The organism is Microcella frigidaquae (genome assembly GCF_014200395.1).
GTDB lineage: Bacteria > Actinomycetota > Actinomycetes > Actinomycetales > Microbacteriaceae > Microcella > Microcella frigidaquae.
The window spans coordinates 2,457,542-2,473,070 of the sequence record NZ_JACHBS010000001.1; the positions used below are offsets into that span (position 1 = coordinate 2,457,542).

The window sequence follows — 15,529 nt, forward strand, 5'->3', positions numbered from 1 at the left end:
GGCACCGCAATGACGCGGTGACCCGTTCCGGAGGCGATACCCATGCCGATCGCTCGACCCTTGCAGGCCCTCCCGCGCCCGCTCGATCGCGCCATCCGCACCGGCCGCCCGTACTCCGCCCGCCGCATCGCGGCCTCATTCACCGCCACGCTCGCCCTCGTCGCCGTGCTCGCCATCGACCACAGCGCCGCGACCGTCTACGCCGTGCAGCCGCTCGGCTCGCTCGGGCTCAACGACGGCGTGCCGCTCACCGTCGCCCACCGTGGCGACCCGGCCTCCGCCCCCGAGAACACCCTTCCCGCCGTCGAGTCGGCCCTGAGCAGCGGCGCCGAGGTGCTCGAGTTCGACCTGCGGATGACCGCCGACGGGCACGCCGTCGTCTTCCACGACGAGCTGCTCGACCGCACCACCGACGGTGTCGGGCCCCTTGCGACGCGCACGCTCGCCGAGCTCCAGGCCCTGGACGCGGGCAGCTGGTACGGCTCGCGCTGGGCGGGCACGCGCATCCCGACCTTCGACGAGGTGCTGCCGCTGCTGCAGGCCTCCGACGCACGTGCACTGATCGAGCTCAAGGGCCTGTGGGATCCGGAACCGATGCGGGAGATCATCGCGGGCATCTACCGGTACGGGGTGCAGGATCGGGTCGTGCTCGCCAGCTTCGAGCTGCCCACGCTGTTCGCGCTGTGGCGCGAGGCGCCGTCGCTGCCCCGCGCGGTCATCGTGCGCCGGCTGCCCGACGACCCGATCGCGTATGCCGCTCTCGTCGGGGCGACGACGATCGTCACGAGCCTGCGCTCGTTCACGGTCGACCCGGAGGCCGCCCCCCGGCTGCGCGCGGCGGGTTTCACGCTCATCGTCTACACCCTCAATCGTGCCGACCTGTGGCAGAGCGCCCTCGACCTCGGGGTCGACGGGGTGGTGACGGATGCTCCCCGCCGGCTCGCCGGCGTGCACGCCGCGGCGCGCGGCTGAGGCGGCCCGGGGTCACGGCGGTCGCGGAAGCGCGCTCTGGCGTGCGACACTGAGCCTGAAACGAGGAGCCCTCATGCCCGATCGCGCGAGTCATCCGCACGCCGACGATGACACCGGCGGGCCTGCTGCCGGTCGATCGCCGCGCTGGGCGGTGATGGCCACGGCCCTCATCGTCGCGCTCATCGCGGGCTCGCTCACCTGGGGCGGGGTCGCGACGGCGCACGCCGCGGCCGCGGATCGCGAGCGCGAGCGCCTGCGGGTCGCCGAGCTCGCCCTGCTGCTCGACGCGCGCTCCGCATCCACCGAGCTGCTCGCGATCTCGGCCGCAGTGCTGGCCACGGCCGGAGACGCGCCGTCGGTCGTGCCCGCCGACCAGGCACAGCTGCAGGATGCCCACGACATGCTCGCGGAGGAACTCGATCGCGCCCTCGACGCGGCGACACCGCACGACCTCATCGTCGCGCAGTCGCGCCTGCTTCTCGGCGACCAGCGTGAACTCATCGACGCGCTCAATCAGCACACGCGCGCGATCCTGAAGCACGCCCGTGCGTCCCGCGCGGCCGCGCCACTCGCGTCCGACGCCGCCCTCGCGGCGCTGGATGCCGCAGTGCTCGCACTCGCCGTCGTTCCCCAGGGCCTCCCCAGCAGCTACAGCGGTCGCGCCGCCCTCATCCGTGACGTGCTCTCCGCGGGCACCGAGGTCACCGCGAGCCATGCCGCGAAGAAGGCCGAGCAGGAACGACGGGCGGCGGCAGAGGAAGCAGCCCGTCAAGCGCAGCAGAGGCCGCGGCCCGCTCCGCGCGAACCGGTGATCCTCTATCTCCTGTGCGGCTACGACCCCGAGCTCGACCTCGACATCTTCTGTCCGATCGAGGTCTGACCGTCCGGCGACAGCCCGCCGGAGCTCAGCGCCGCTGCAGCAGCGCGGCGTACACCCGCACGCCCTCGAGGTAGCTGCTGACGCGGATCCGCTCGTCCCGAGCGTGCAGGCACGCCCGCTCGTCGGTGCTCAGGCGGAAGGGCGTGAAGCGGTAGACGTGCTCGCTGATCGCGGTGAGGAATCGCGCGTCGCTGGCCTGCATCATCACGTAGGGACTCACCAGCAGGCCCGGCACGACCTCGTCGATCGCGGCCGCGAGGTCCTCCCAGGCCGGCCCGCGGGCGGGGGAGACGGGGGAGGGCTCGCTCGGCTCGAGCACGTCGATCACGACGGACTCGTCGCGGATCGCCCGCCGCACCGCGGCGACCGCCTCGGCCACCGACTCGTCGGGCGCGATGCGGATGTTCACCGTCGCCTCCGCGCTCTCCGGCAGCGCGTTCGCAGCGTGCCCGGCCCGCAGCTCGGTCACCGCGCGCGTCGTGCGCAGCAGCGCGGTCGTCTCCGGTCCGCGGCGCCGCAGCACCGGAACGAGCAGGGGAGCGACGGCATCGACGCGGCGGAACACGACCCCGAGCGGCCCCCGCACCCGCGACCCCAGGGTGCGGATCATCGTGCGGGTCGTCGCGTCGAGCCGTGACCGCGCCGGTCGCGCGTTCAGCCGCAGCAGGGCTCGCGCAAGGCGCTCGGTCGCGGCGAGCGGCGGCGGGCTGGCCGCGTGGCCGCCCTTCTGCTCGACCCGAAGCCGCAGGGTTGTGATGCCCTTCTCGGTCACCCCGATCAGCGCGGCCGGCTCGCGCAGCCCGGGGAAGACGCCCTCGACGATCGCGCCGCCCTCGTCGAGCACGAGCGACGGGCGGATGCCCCGCTCGCGCAGCGCGGCCACCACGGCTCGCGCACCCGTGCCGGCGACCTCCTCGTCGTGCCCGAACAGCAGCAGCACATCGTGGCGCGGGGTGAACCCCGCCTCGAGCAGACGCTCCACCGCCTCGAGCAACGCGGCCAGGGCGCCCTTGTCGTCGATCGCCCCGCGCCCCCACACGGTCGGCTCGCCCTCGTGCTCGACCAGCTCGGCCGCGAACGGCGGATGCTGCCAGCCCTCAGCGGTGGCGGGCACCACGTCGTAATGCGCCATCAGCACGGTCGGGCTGCTCGTGCCCGCCGGGTCGCTGCCCGGCCAGCGGTAGAGCAGGGTGTAGCCATGGCCGGCGACGGTGCCTTCGGCGTCCGGGTCGGCGCCGAGCCGCTCGCGCTCGAGCGCGGCGTGCACGCGGGGGTACAGCTCGGGGAGGGCGGCGATGAACCGCTCGAACGCGTCCCGGTCGGCGCGGGGGCCGGGGCCGCTCGTCGGGCGCGAGATCGTGGGGATGCGCACGAGCGCGCGCAGCCGCTCCACCGCCCGGGCGTCGGCAGCGGCATCCGTCAGCAGGGCGTCAGCGACCACACCCCCAGCGTAGGCCGACCCTTCAGCGGAACACCGCCAGCGGGTAGCGTCGAGCCATGCGCCGACTGCTGCTGCCGACCATCGCCGGCTCGATCGTGCTCGGCCTGATCGTGGCCGCCGTCGTCGTCGCCGTGCGCGGAGCCCTGCCCACCCCGCTCGCGAGCGGTCCCGTCGAGCGCACGGAGGCCTTCGCCGCCGTCAGTGTCGAGCGCCTGCCGACGCTGGACACGGTGCGCACCGGCGTCGACGACTTCACCTTCGACTCGTTCGACGTCGAGTATCGCCTCGGGCGCGACGCCGACGGCCACGCGACCCTGCTGACGACGGAGACGCTCGTCGCGCGGTTCCCCGAGTTCGACCAGAACCGCGGCATCCGCCGCTCGCTGCCCGCCACCTACCAGGGGCGGACGACGAGCCTGCGGGTGATCTCGGTGACCGATGAGGACGGCAATCCGCGACCCTACGAGGTCGAGGATGGCTCCGGCATTGTCGACGTGATCGCCGCGGTGCCCGAGGGGCAGTATGTGCGCGGCGAGCAGACCTACGTGATCACCTACAGCCAGCGCGATGTCGTCGACTTCTTCGAGAGCTCGGGTGCCGAGGAGTTCTACTGGAACCTGAACGGCACCGACTGGGCGCAGCCGTTCGCCCGCGTCTCCGCCCGCGTCGTGCTCAACGACGGCCTGCGCAGTGCTCTGCTCGGGCAGGAGGCCTGCTACCGCGGCTACGCCGGTTCGACCGATCGCTGCGCGATCACGCTGACCGGCGACACCTTCGCCGTCGACGAGCTCGCCATCGCGCCGTTCCAGACGGTCACCATCGCGATCGGCTTCGAGCCGGGCACGTTCACGCTCTTCGACCGCTCGTACCTCGCCAGCCCCTGGGCCTGGCTGCAGCTGCTGGGGGTCGCCGTGGCCGTCATCACGGCCATCTGGGCGGTCGTGCTGCGCCTGACGCGCTATCGGGATGCTCCGGGCCGCCCCGTGATCGTCGCCGAGTACCTCCCGCCGAAGGGCGTGAGCCTGCTCGAGGCCGCGGTGCTCACCAAGCGCCGCTCCCGCGCCGTGGCGAGCCAGCTCGTCGACTTCGCCGTGCGCCGCGTGATCACGATCATCGAGGCACCGGGCGGCTGGTTCGGGATGCGCTCGACGTGGCGGTTGCGGCTCGAATCGGCGCTCGGCGTCGAGGGGGAGGAGCGCGCCCTGCTCGGAAAGTTCTTCGGCGGCAGCCTCAGCGGCGGCGCCGAGCACACGCTGACCGCGCAGAACACCTCGCTCAGCACCGCCATCCAGAAGCAGCTGCTGCGCATCCAGACGGCGAACCAGAAGCGCGGCTGGCGCAGCGCGGTGGCGCCCCGTCACGCCGGCGGGCTCTCCGCCCTCGTCATCGCGGCGCAGATCGTCGCCTTCATCGCGGGCGTCCTCGTCACCGACGAGGGGCGCGGCGGCGACCTGGGCGGCTTCCTCATCCCGGTGGGCATCCTGTGCTTCTTCGTGGTCGCGGGCTGCCTGTACCGGCAGCCGCTGACCGCCGAGGGAGCCGAGGTCGTCGACCATCTCAAGGGTCTGGAGAGGTACATCGAGCTCGCCGAGGCCGACCGCATGCGCGTGCTGCAGTCGCCGGAGGGCGCCCTGCGCGAGCCGATCGACGCGACGAGTCGCGACGAGCGTCTGAAGCTCGTCGAGCGGCTGCTGCCCTGGGCCGTGCTCACCAACCATGAGAAGGAGTGGGCGAAGGAGCTCGGCGAGTTCTACGAGGACGGGCAGAGCCCGACCTGGTTCTCGAGCAGCCGCCCGTTCTCGGTCGGCGCCTTCGCCGCCGGGGTCGGCTCTGTCAGCTCGACCCTGTCGTCGAGCTACTCCGGGTCGAGCTCCTCGGGCGGCTCGTCGGGCGGCGGCTCGTCCGGCGGCGGTGGCGGCGGTGGAGGAGGCGGCGGGGTCTGAGCCCGCGGGGTCTGAGCCTGCGCCATCCTGCGCTCCGCATCCTGACTGCCCGCCCGTAACAGATCGTCACCGGGTGCGGTGTCTGGGCCCCGGCATAGCAGAATGAAGGCACCCTTCACCGTCCGTTTCCTGTCGATTGGATGCCCGCATGTCCCGCATCGCCCGTCGCACCACCACGGCCGCCGCGCTCGCCGCGACCGCCGCCCTGCTGCTCGCCGCCTGCGCTCCCGCCGCTACCGAGGGCGAGCCGGAGGCCACCGAGGGCCTCTACGTCACCGAGGGCAAGCTGACGATCGCCACCGGCGAGCCCGCGTACTTCCCGTACGTCATCGACGACGACCCGACCACGGGCGAGGGCTTCGAGGCCGCCATCGCCTACGCCGTGGCCGAGGAGCTCGGCTTTGCGCCGGAGGACGTGGTCTGGGTGCGCACCACGTTCGAGGCCGCGATCCAGCCCGGCCCGAAGGACTTCGACTTCAACCTGCAGCAGTACACGATCACCGACGAGCGTGCCGAGAACGTCGACTTCTCGAGCCCGTACTACTCGACTCCGCAGGCCATCATCACCACCGAGGCCTCGGCCGCCGCGGGCGCGACGAGCCTCGCCGAGCTGAGCGACCTCCTCATCGGCGCTGCCACCGGCACGACGAGCTTCACCGCCATCGAGGAGCAGATCGCCCCGGCCGCCGGCGCTCAGGCCTTCAACACCAACGATGACGCCGTGCTCGCCCTGCAGAACGGCACCGTCGACGCCATCGTCGTCGACCTGCCGACCGCGTTCTTCCTCACCGCCGTCGTGCTCGAGGGCGGCGTGCTGCTCGGCCAGCTGCCCGCCGACGCCGGCGTGAGCGACGACTGGGGCCTCGTGCTCGAGAAGGACAGCCCGCTGACGCCGCTCGTCACCGCCGCGGTGGATGCTCTGCGCGACTCGGGCCGCCTCGACGAGATCGCCGCCCAGTGGCTGGGCGCCGACGCGGGCGCACCTATCCTGCAGTAGTGCCTTCTCACCACCCGATCAGCGACGTCGAGATCGGGCGGCGCGCGTACCGGCGCACGCAGAACGTGCGCTCGGTGCTTGTGTCGCTCGTCTCGACGCTCGTCTTCGCGGTCATCATCTGGCTGACCGTCGTGAACACTCCCGGCTGGGAGCGCGTGCAGCAGAGCTTCTTCGACCTCGAGACGGCGATCTCCGCCTGGCCGCGGGTCATCGCCGGGCTGTGGGTGAACATCCAGGTGCTGTTCTTCGCGGTCATCGGCGTGCTCGTGCTGAGCGTGATCCTGGCCACGATCCGCACCCTGCGGGGGCCGGTCTGGTTCCCGCTCCGGGCGCTCGCGGCGGCGTACACCGATCTGTTCCGCGGCCTGCCGCTGATCATCGTGCTGTTCCTGGTCGGCTTCGGCATCCCCGGCCTCGAGCTGTTCCCGCGCAACTCGGCGCAGTTCTGGGGAACGATCGCGCTGATCCTCACCTACTCGGCGTACGTGAGCGAGGTGTTCCGCGCGGGCATCGAGGCGGTTCACCCCTCACAGCGACTCGCGGCGCGCTCGCTGGGGCTCAGCCACGGCCAGACGATGCGCATCGTCGTGCTGCCCCAGGCGGTGCGCAAGGTCACCCCGGCGCTCATGAACGACTTCGTCGCCATGCAGAAGGACGTCGGGCTCATCTCGGTGCTCGGCGTCGTCGACGCGGTGCGCGCCGCGCAGATCGAGACCGCGGCGAGCTTCAACTTCACGCCGTACGTGCTCGCCGGGCTGCTGTTCGTGCTGCTGGCCCTGCCGATGATCCGGCTGACCGACTGGTACACGGCCCGGCTGCGGGCCCGCGAGCAGGCGGGGAGCCTCGTATGACCGATCCCGTGCTGCGCCTCGAGGGCGTGCGCAAGACCTTCGACGAGCGCGTCGTGCTCGACGGTGTCGACCTCGCCGTCGCCCCGCACGAGGTGATCGCCCTCATCGGGGCCAGCGGCTCCGGCAAGTCGACGCTGCTGCGCTGCATCAACCTCATCGAGCGCATCGACGACGGCCGCATCTGGCTCGGCGACCGCGACATCTCCGACCCGCGCGTCACCGCCGACGCGGTGCGGGCCCGCATCGGCGTGGTCTTCCAGCAGTTCAACCTGTTTCCGCACCTGCGCGTGATCGACAACGTCACGCTCGCCTCGCGCGCCGTGCTGAAGGTGCCGCGCGCGCAGGCCGAGGCCACCGCTCTCGCGCTGCTCGACCGGGTCGGTCTCGCCGATCACGCCCGCTCGTACCCCGACCGGCTCTCGGGCGGTCAGCAGCAGCGCGTGGCCATCGTGCGGGCCATCGCGACGAACCCCGAGCTGCTGCTGCTCGACGAGATCACCTCGGCACTCGACCCGCAGCTGGTCGCCGAGGTGCTCGACCTGGTGCGCGAGCTGAAGGGCGACGGCACGACCATCGTCATGGCGACCCACGAGATGGCCTTCGCGCGCGATGTGGCCGACCGCGTGGTGTTCCTCGACGGCGGCGTCATCGTCGAGCAGGGGCCTGCGGCCGAGGTGTTCTCGCGCCCGCGCGAGGAGCGCACCCGCGCCTTCCTCCACCGCTTCCTGGGCTCGGCGTAGGCGCGCACGCGGCCCGGGCGGTCGCTGCCGCGGAGACCGTGCCGGGCTCGGCCGGAGACAACCGCGGAAACCTGGCTGGAATCAGCCGGCGACGACAGCGGCGATACCCCGGATCTCCTCCGGGCCGACGCGGCAGCATCCGCCGATCGCAGTGGCGCCGGATGCGAGCCACCGCTCGACGAGACCGTCGGGCAGCGCGGCGGTGCCCTCCCAGCGGCGCGTGACCGCGTTCCACATCTCGCCGCTGTTCGGGTACGCGACGACGGCCTTGCCCGTGCTGCGGCGGGCGGCCGCGAGCGCGAGGTCGACCTCGTCGGGGTGGCAGCAGTTGACGCCGACCGCGATGATCTCGTCGCTCGCCTCGGCGTCGCGGAAGGCGTCCTCCAGGCTCTCGCCCGTGCGCAGGCGGCCGCCGTCGGTGGTGAACGACAGCCACGCCGAGGCGCCCGTGCCGCGCAGCAGGTCGATGAGCGCGCCTGCTTCGTCGCGACTCGGGATCGTCTCGATCGCGAGCAGGTCGGGCTCGGCGGCGAGCAGCGCCTCCAGGCGTGCCGCGTGCCACGCGCGCAGGCCCGCCCGGTCGAGGTCGTAGTCGCCGCGGTACTCCGAGCCGTCGGCGAGGGCGGCGCCGTACGGGCCCACGGAGGCGGCGACGAGGCCGTCGGGCCGCAGTTCGTCGCGCGCCTGCGCGGCGAGGGCGACACTGCGCTCGAGCAGGGCGAAGCCCTCCTGGCTGTCGATGCCGACGCTCGCGAGCCCCTCGAACGAGAGCTGGTAGGAGGAGGTGATCGCGATCGCGGCGCCAGCGGCGAAGTAGTCGCGATGCACGTCGACGACGGCATCGGGGTGGTCGCGCAGGATGCGGGCGCTCCACAGCCGGCCGCTCAGGTCGTGGCCGAGCGATTCGAGGTAGCTGCCCAGCCCGCCGTCGATCACGGTGCGGGGGGCGAGGGTCACGGGTGTCACCCCCTTATTGTGGGCGAGCGGCGTGGGCCCGCGGCGGGGCGGTGTCACGCGGAGTCACACGCTGGAGCCGGGTGCACTAGACTCACAGTGCACGCCGCGCCACCGCGAGTTCTCGGCCGGGTCAGACGCGGGTGTGCATCTCGACTCCGTGATCGTCTGCGGCGTCGGCAGTCGTTCCGCGTCGCTGTTCATCGCGCTGCGGATCCCTTCAGCACTCGAGGAGTTGCCGTGGCCCAGACCGGCCAGCGTCAGAAGAAGGCGTCGCCCGCGCGCGGGGGCGCCACGCGCCGCCGGCGCCCGCTCGATGAGCAGGGCATCATCCCGATCCTGGCGCGCGCCGTGCGCGAGGTCGAGAACGCCGCCGAGCGCGGCGCGAAGGTCAGCCCCTCCAACCGCACCAAGTTCCAGGTTGCGGCCCTGCTGGTGCGCGAGGAGCGCGCGCGGGTCAAGGATGACCGCGAGGTTCCGGAGAGCGAGCGCACCGAGGTGCTGAAGCGCCTCGACGGGCTGGCGAGCATCATGGCGAAGACGGCGGCGCGCGACACCTCGCTGATCGCCCTGCTCGCCCCGGAGGCCAAGGTCAGCGACGCGGCGAAGGCCCTGCGGCGCGACATGCTGCTCGCCTCGGGTGCCGAGCTCGAGCCGGACGACCTGCTCATCGTCTCCGAACCCGCGCCGGTGGCCCCGGAGGTCGCCAAGCAGGTCGTGCCGAAGTCGGTCAAGCAGGCGCAGCTCGCCAACCCCTTCCTGGCACCCGATCTCGCGGCGCTGACGCCGCCCGCCCCGACGGCGGGCCGTCTCTCGAACTGGGAGCTCATCGAGCCGTTGTTCCGCTCGTTCGAGTACGGCGCGGGCGGGCAGGCGGCGTCGATGTCGCTGCCTGAGACCGGCTCGCTCGTCACGCCCGGCGGCATGGAGCTCATGCGCCACCAGGCGCGGCTCATCGAGAGCGTGCGCCGCGGGCACCGCACCTTCCTGCTGGCGGATGAGCCGGGCCTCGGCAAGACCGCCCAGGCGCTCATGGCGGCGAACGTGGCCCACGCCTTCCCGCTGCTCGTCGTCGTGCCCAACGTGGTGAAGACGAACTGGGCGCGGGAGGTGCAGCGCTGGATCCCGCAGCGCAGCTCCACCGTCGTGCACGGCGACGGCGAAGACCTGGACGCGTTCGCCGACGTCGTCATCGTCAACTACGAGATCCTCGACCGCCACGTCGGCTGGCTCGGCCGCTTCGGCTTCAAGGGCATGGTGGTCGACGAGGCGCACTTCATCAAGAACGCCACCTCGCAGCGCTCGCGGCATGTCCAGTCGCTGGCCCAGAGCATCCGCGTGCTGCACCCGAAGGCGCTCATGATGGCGCTGACCGGCACCCCGCTGATCAACCAGATCGAGGACTTCCGGATGATCTGGAAGTTCCTCGGCTGGATCGACGACAAGAAGCCGCTCGGCCGCCTCATGTCGGCGCTCGAGGAGACGGGACTCACCCCGGCGGATCCGGGCTTCTTCGCGGCGGCGCGCGAGTGCGTCATCGAGATGGGCATCGTGCGCCGCAAGAAGGTGGATGTCGCTGCCGACATCCCCGCGCGCCGCATCGCCGACATCCCCGTCGAGCTCGACGACGAGGCCGCGCGGTCGATCCGCGCTTCGGAGGAGGCGCTCATCGGGCGGCTCGTCGAGCGCTACCGCCGCGTGGTCGCCGCGCGCGAGGTGCCCCCGATGGGCATCGACCACGACCTCATCCGCCTGGTCGCCTCGGCCGAGCTGGAGGAGTCGAAGCAGGCGAGCGGTGGCGACAACGTCTTCACAATGGTGCGGCGCATCGGTACGGCGAAGGCCGTGCTCGCGGCCGACTACACCGCGCAGCTGGCCCGCAACGTCGGCAAGGTCGTGTTCTTCGCCAAGCACATCGATGTCATGGATGCGGCGGAGGCGCACTTCGCGGCGGCCGGGCTGCGCGCGGTGAGCATCCGCGGCGACCAGACGCCGAAGGCGCGCCAGGAGGCGATCGACGGCTTCACGAACGACCCCGAGGTCAGCGTGATCGTCTGCTCGCTGTCGGCCGCCGGCGTCGGCATCAACCTGCAGGCCGCGTCGAACGTGGTGCTCGCCGAGCTGTCGTGGACTTCCGCGGAGCAGACGCAGGCGATCGACCGCGTGCACCGCATCGGTCAGGAACTGCCGGTGACGGCCTGGCGCATCCTCGCCGCACAGACGATCGACGCCCGCATCGCCGACCTGATCGACTCGAAGGCGGGTCTCGCGGCGCGGGCGCTCGACGGCAGCGACGAGCAGGTCGTGGCCGAGGGCACCGTGCAGCTGCAGGCGCTCATCACGCTGCTCACCGAGGCGCTCACCGCTCGCGCCGGCCTCTAGCCGTCGGCGGTGGACGGCGTCGCCGCGGTGATCGTGCGGCAGCGCGTCGCCTGACGGAGTGCGACGTCGCGGCTCACGGCACGTCGGTCGCCGCTGACGTAGTCGCGAGTGCTCCAGTGGATGATCGGCTCCCGAGGCTCAGGAACGCGCCAGCGACGGGCGAGCAGGGCGGGTGACGGAGGGGAGACCGCGTCGCTGCGGAGGCAGACGTGCAGCGGCTCGTCGACCCCGAACACCGGCATGGGTCCGCGGTTCGTCTCCGCGTCCCGCTCGAGACCCGCGATGTCGTCGAGGAACTGCACGGCACTGACGCATGCCAGGGGACCCCCGAAACGCCACGCAAGTCGGACGACGGTGGGTGTCGCTGGTGTGCAGTACCAGCCCTGCCGAACGGCTTGCAGAGCGCCGCGGCGCAGCAGAACCTCAAGCGCGACCTGGTCGACGTCGAGGGATCGCAGTTCTCGCGTCGAGATGATGCCACCCGTTTGTGCGAGTCGTGCCAACACCGGTCGTGGCAGAACCCCCGTGCCGTGCGGCGGACCGCTGTAACGATTAGTCAGTCGGAGCATCGCCCGATCCTCGTGCGTCTATCCGGCTAGCGAATCGAGGCCCACCTGATCGTGTGATGCGGGTGTCGCTCGTCGCCCGCGGTGAGGAGCAGTGAGGGCCGGGCCCGGGGGTCGGGGCCGCGGTCCGGGGTTGCTCGGGGCGAGGCTTCGTGGACTCGTGAATCGACGGAGTGGTGACCGATAGCGCCCGCTGAGACTCGTGAATCGACGGAGTGGTGACCGATAGTGCCCGCTGTGACTCGTGAATCGACGGAGTGGGTGGGGGCGCGGGTTCCGTGGATTCACGAGTCCGCGCGAAGGGAGAGCGGATAGAGCGGTGCAGGGTCGTCTGCCGGCGCAGACCGCACTGGTCCAGGGTTGCGGCGACTCGGACTCGCGGGGGCTCCAGCGATTGTCGGCGGGGGGGGCCGGGGATGCGGGTCAGCGCTTGGCGGCGCGCGAGCTCGAGACGAGGTAGGCGACCGCGGCGAGCGGGATGGGCAGCCATCCGGGCCGGTTGCGGGCCTCGTACATCGCCTCGTAGACGGCCTTGTCGAGCTCGAAAGCGTCGAGGAGGGCGCGGTGGGCCCGCAGGTCGAGGCCGCTCGCGGCGATGTACCCATCGAGGAAGGCGGCCCGCGCCATGCGCGCCCACTCGGCGCGCTCCGCCTCGAGGGCGAGCGCATCCAGGTCGAGAGAGGCCGTGTCGATGGCTCCAGCCGCCGCCCGTGACTCGCGGCGCAGGGAGCCGACCGCGTAGTCGAACGACCTCAGCATGCCGGCGACGTCGCGCAGCGGTGAGTCGACGCGCGAGCGCTCCGAGAGGGGGCGCAGCGGCTCGCCCTCGAAGTCGACGATGAGCCACTCACCGGTCGGTCGCCGCAGCACCTGACCGAGGTGGAAGTCGCCGTGGATGCGCTGCAGCGGCGGCCACGGCGCATCCCGGGCCGCGTCGTAGACCGCCTCGATCTGCGGGCGCAGGTCGCGCAGCTGCGGCACGTCGCTGATCGCGACCGCCAGCCGCTGATGCCAGCCCGCCACGAAGCCCACGATGTCACCCAGGGTGGGCTCGCGCGAGGGCAGGCAGGCGGCGAGCGCCTGGTGCACCGCGGCGGTCACGCGCCCGAGCCGCTCGGCGTCGGTCGTGAACGGCTCGCCCTCGCGTGCGGCCTCCAGCGCGAGCGGCCAGCCGTCGCGCACGCCCGGCACGAACTCCTGCGCGAAGGCCAGGTGACCCCGCACCGGCTCGTCGGTGTGCGACTCCGAACCGAGCGGGTCCGTCCAGGCGGCGGTCACCGAGCCGAGCATCCGGGGCACATTGCGGTTGCCCGCCGTCGTCAGCGCCGTCTGGAGGACGACGTCGGGATTGTCACCCGGGTGCACGAGCCGGAAGACCTTGGCGACCAGGGGCGCCTCCGAGCCGCCGTCGACGATGATCGACGAGTTCGACTGCTCGCCCGTGTGCACGCGGCCCGCCTGATCGTGGCGGGTCACCCCGAGCCGCCGCAGCAGCGCGCGCACGTAGATCGGGTCGTGCGGGCCGTCGAACAGGTAGTCGTCGTGCTCGTCGCGGCCGATGAACGCGGGGCCCGCGCCGCGCGGGATCGTCGTGCGCGCCACGATCGGCACGTGGTACAGCGACGGCGGAGTGCTGGCGGTGTCGCGCAGCAGCAGAACGCGGATGCTCGCATCCGGTTCATCGCACGGCCAGTCCTCGCGGTGGACCTCGACGAGCTGCGGCACCCGGCCCTTGCCGGCGTACCACCGCTGGCGCGTCATCCACTCCGTGAGGCACTCCATCGTGCTGTGCATGCTCTCGACCCTACACAGCGGCTGCGGGGCGCTCAGGAGCGTCGTGCCCGGAGGAAGCCGTTCATCGCCGCCGTCAGGGGCGCGTCGATCGCGCGCGCGACACCGTCGACCGAGCGGATCGGCGCCGCGTGCCGCACGCTCGACACCAGCCAGGCGGCGTCGGCCTCGGCCAGGTCGGCGGGAGTCAGCGGTTCGACCACGGCCTCGAGCCCCCACAGGTGGGCGGCCGTGAACAGGTCGGCCTGGGTGGTTCCGGGCAGGATGCCCAGGGCGTCCGGGGGCGTGCGCAGCCGGTCGCCCGTGCGCAGCACGAGGGTCGCCGTCGGCCCCTCGAGCAGCAGGCCGTCGCTGGAGACGAACACGACGTCGTCGGCCCCGCGGCGCTGCGCCTCCCGGGCCGCCGCGCGGTTGATCGCGTAGGAGAGCGTCTTGGCGCCGGCGAGCAGCCAGGGGCTGGTCGCGGCGACGTCGCTGCGCAACCCCCGGTCGAGCAATACGACGTCGATGCCCTCGGTGCGCTCGCGGCGGAACGCGGGCGAGACGGTGCCGTACGCCCAGCCGGTCGGGTCGGGGTGCCCCTCGATGCCGCGGGTGAGGACGATCTTCACCCAGGCCTCGTCGTGGGCGGCGAGGCGGGCGGCGATCGTGAGCACCGCATCCCGCCACAAGGCCCGATCGGGAGCCGGAAGGTCGAGCATGCGGGCGGATCGCTCGAAGCGGTCGAGGTGCAGCTCGACGGCCTGCGGATGCCCGGCGCCGAGGCTGATCGTCTCGAAGATGCCGTCGCCGCGCGTGGCCGCCACGTCGAGCACCGACAGGTGCGGTTGCCCGGGGTCGGCGTCGATGAGTCGCCCGCCCGATGATCCGGCCTCGCCGCCCGCGGCGGAGACGACGAGCAGCAGGTGCTCCTCAGTGTTCACGGAGACCTTCAGCGCTCACGGTGTGAACGTATACCCGCAGCCGTCGTCGCGGCATTCGAACTGCGGCGGGTCAGGGTGATGGACGACGCCGCCCAGCGCGATCTCACCGCGCAGAGCAGCACGGATGTGCTCCGGCTGGGGGTAGCCGTAGTGAATGGGCAGGGGTGCAGGCGTTCCGCATTGCGGACAGCTCGCCACTCCCGGCCCAGGGGCGGTGGTGTCCATGAGGACAGTTCAGCGCCCACCACCGACATTCGCAACTCAGTCGGTCCGACGTCAGCGCAGGTCGCGCGGCACCACGGGGATCTGCCCGGTGTTGCGCCGACCGTGGCTGACTCCGCGCACGCCGCGCGTGTGCACGCGGTTGATCAGCACGGCGAGGGCGGCGAGCAGGATGATGAACGCCGCGATCGCGACCACGTAGGTGACGACACCGACGACGCCGTTGGGCCCGTCCGGCTCGAGGAACGGGTACGGGTACCAGCCGGTCAGCGCGCCGCGCACCATCGTCACGCCCACCCAGATGAGCGGGAAGCTGACGGCGAGCCACATCGTGCTCCAGGCGATGCGCACGCGGCCGGGCGTGAGCAGCCAGTCGAGGGCGAAGTAGATGGGAATCCAGACGTGCAGCGCCTCATTCGCCCAGGTCGGCCCGACGTAGCCGTCATCGTTGGGGATGTCGCGGAGCAGCAGGTTGTAGACCACGCCGGTGACGATGGCGTAGGCGAAGGCGCTCGCCCGGATCGCCGTGTAGAGACGGGTGTCGCGGTCGAGCCGCAGCGCCATGATGCCGCCCGTGATCAGCACCACGATGTTGATCATCGCGGTCTGGATCGTGAAGAAGGCGAAGTACTGCGTCGGCTTGAACCGCCCCACCGAGATCTGATCGGTGATCTGGGTGATGAGCGCCGCGAGCACGATGAGCCCGACGATGATGCTGATCACGCCGGCGATGTGGCGAAGGGTGGACAGTCGTGCGGTGGCGGCTTTCTCGCCGAGGGGGGACGTCACGGTCACTTGGTCGACGGTAGCAAGAAAACTGCATTCCGACGCATGATTTTTGCGGAGCATCCCTCACCTGATCAGGCT

General features: G+C 71.9%; 13 protein-coding genes. 7 read left to right on the forward strand and 6 right to left on the reverse strand.

The window, feature by feature from the left end; all coding sequences use genetic code 11:
• Positions 1-42 precede the first annotated feature (42 nt).
• Entirely contained in the window at positions 43-972 is a 930-nt protein-coding gene (locus BJ959_RS12020) for a glycerophosphodiester phosphodiesterase (protein WP_153982439.1), read from the forward strand.
• A 73-nt stretch (positions 973-1,045) separates the two neighbouring features.
• Positions 1,046-1,852 (forward strand): hypothetical protein, encoded by an 807-nt coding sequence (locus BJ959_RS12025; protein ID WP_153982440.1) that lies wholly within the window; start codon positions 1,046-1,048, stop codon positions 1,850-1,852.
• Positions 1,853-1,877: 25 nt separating this feature from the next.
• On the opposite strand, the gene BJ959_RS12030 is transcribed toward BJ959_RS12025, so the two are convergent.
• Positions 1,878-3,293: a M20/M25/M40 family metallo-hydrolase gene (locus tag BJ959_RS12030; RefSeq protein WP_341799991.1), complete on the reverse strand. Its 1,416-nt coding sequence runs from the start codon at positions 3,291-3,293 to the stop codon at positions 1,878-1,880.
• A gap of 56 nt (positions 3,294-3,349) precedes the next feature.
• On the opposite strand from BJ959_RS12030, the gene BJ959_RS12035 reads away from it, so the two are divergent.
• The 4 genes from BJ959_RS12035 (at position 3,350) to BJ959_RS12050 (ending at position 7,824) form a co-directional block, all read left to right on the forward strand.
• A complete protein-coding gene (locus tag BJ959_RS12035) occupies positions 3,350-5,236 on the forward strand; it encodes a DUF2207 domain-containing protein (protein ID WP_153982441.1) in 1,887 nt (628 codons plus the stop codon).
• 148 nt (positions 5,237-5,384) lie between these two features.
• A complete protein-coding gene (locus BJ959_RS12040; RefSeq protein WP_153982442.1) occupies positions 5,385-6,233 on the forward strand; it encodes an ABC transporter substrate-binding protein in 849 nt (282 codons plus the stop codon).
• A complete protein-coding gene (locus BJ959_RS12045) occupies positions 6,233-7,084 on the forward strand; it encodes an ABC transporter permease subunit (RefSeq protein WP_153982443.1) in 852 nt (283 codons plus the stop codon). Before BJ959_RS12040 ends, BJ959_RS12045 begins: the two co-directional genes overlap by 1 nt.
• Positions 7,081-7,824 carry an amino acid ABC transporter ATP-binding protein gene (locus tag BJ959_RS12050; RefSeq protein WP_153982444.1) on the forward strand — a complete coding sequence of 248 codons (744 nt, stop codon included), beginning with the start codon at positions 7,081-7,083 and terminating at the stop codon, positions 7,822-7,824. The genes BJ959_RS12045 and BJ959_RS12050 overlap by 4 nt, the downstream gene beginning before the upstream one ends.
• An 81-nt stretch (positions 7,825-7,905) precedes the next feature.
• Here BJ959_RS12050 and mmuM read toward each other — a convergent pair whose 3' ends face one another.
• Positions 7,906-8,781, reverse strand: coding sequence for a homocysteine S-methyltransferase (mmuM, locus tag BJ959_RS12055; protein ID WP_341799992.1), 876 nt, complete (start codon positions 8,779-8,781; stop codon positions 7,906-7,908).
• A 237-nt stretch (positions 8,782-9,018) separates the two neighbouring features.
• Between mmuM and BJ959_RS12060 the strand changes: the two genes are divergently transcribed.
• The gene (locus tag BJ959_RS12060; protein ID WP_153982446.1) at positions 9,019-11,160 is read left to right on the forward strand and encodes an SNF2-related protein; all 2,142 of its coding nucleotides are present in this window, start codon (positions 9,019-9,021) and stop codon (positions 11,158-11,160) included.
• Here BJ959_RS12060 and BJ959_RS12065 read toward each other — a convergent pair.
• From BJ959_RS12065 to BJ959_RS12080, 4 genes are all read right to left on the reverse strand, one after another.
• Positions 11,157-11,462: a hypothetical protein gene (locus tag BJ959_RS12065; RefSeq protein ID WP_153982447.1), complete on the reverse strand. Its 306-nt coding sequence runs from the start codon at positions 11,460-11,462 to the stop codon at positions 11,157-11,159. The two genes, BJ959_RS12060 and BJ959_RS12065, sit on opposite strands and share 4 nt — an antisense overlap.
• Positions 11,463-12,149: 687 nt before the next feature.
• Positions 12,150-13,520: a maltokinase N-terminal cap-like domain-containing protein gene (locus tag BJ959_RS12070; protein ID WP_153982448.1), complete on the reverse strand. Its 1,371-nt coding sequence runs from the start codon at positions 13,518-13,520 to the stop codon at positions 12,150-12,152.
• A gap of 32 nt (positions 13,521-13,552) precedes the next feature.
• On the reverse strand, positions 13,553-14,440 hold the full coding sequence (locus BJ959_RS12075) for an aminotransferase class IV (RefSeq protein ID WP_153982449.1): 888 nt from the start codon (positions 14,438-14,440) through the stop codon (positions 13,553-13,555).
• A 276-nt stretch (positions 14,441-14,716) separates the two neighbouring features.
• Positions 14,717-15,457: a Pr6Pr family membrane protein gene (locus BJ959_RS12080; protein ID WP_153982450.1), complete on the reverse strand. Its 741-nt coding sequence runs from the start codon at positions 15,455-15,457 to the stop codon at positions 14,717-14,719.
• Between the last annotated feature and the right edge of the window lie 72 nt (positions 15,458-15,529).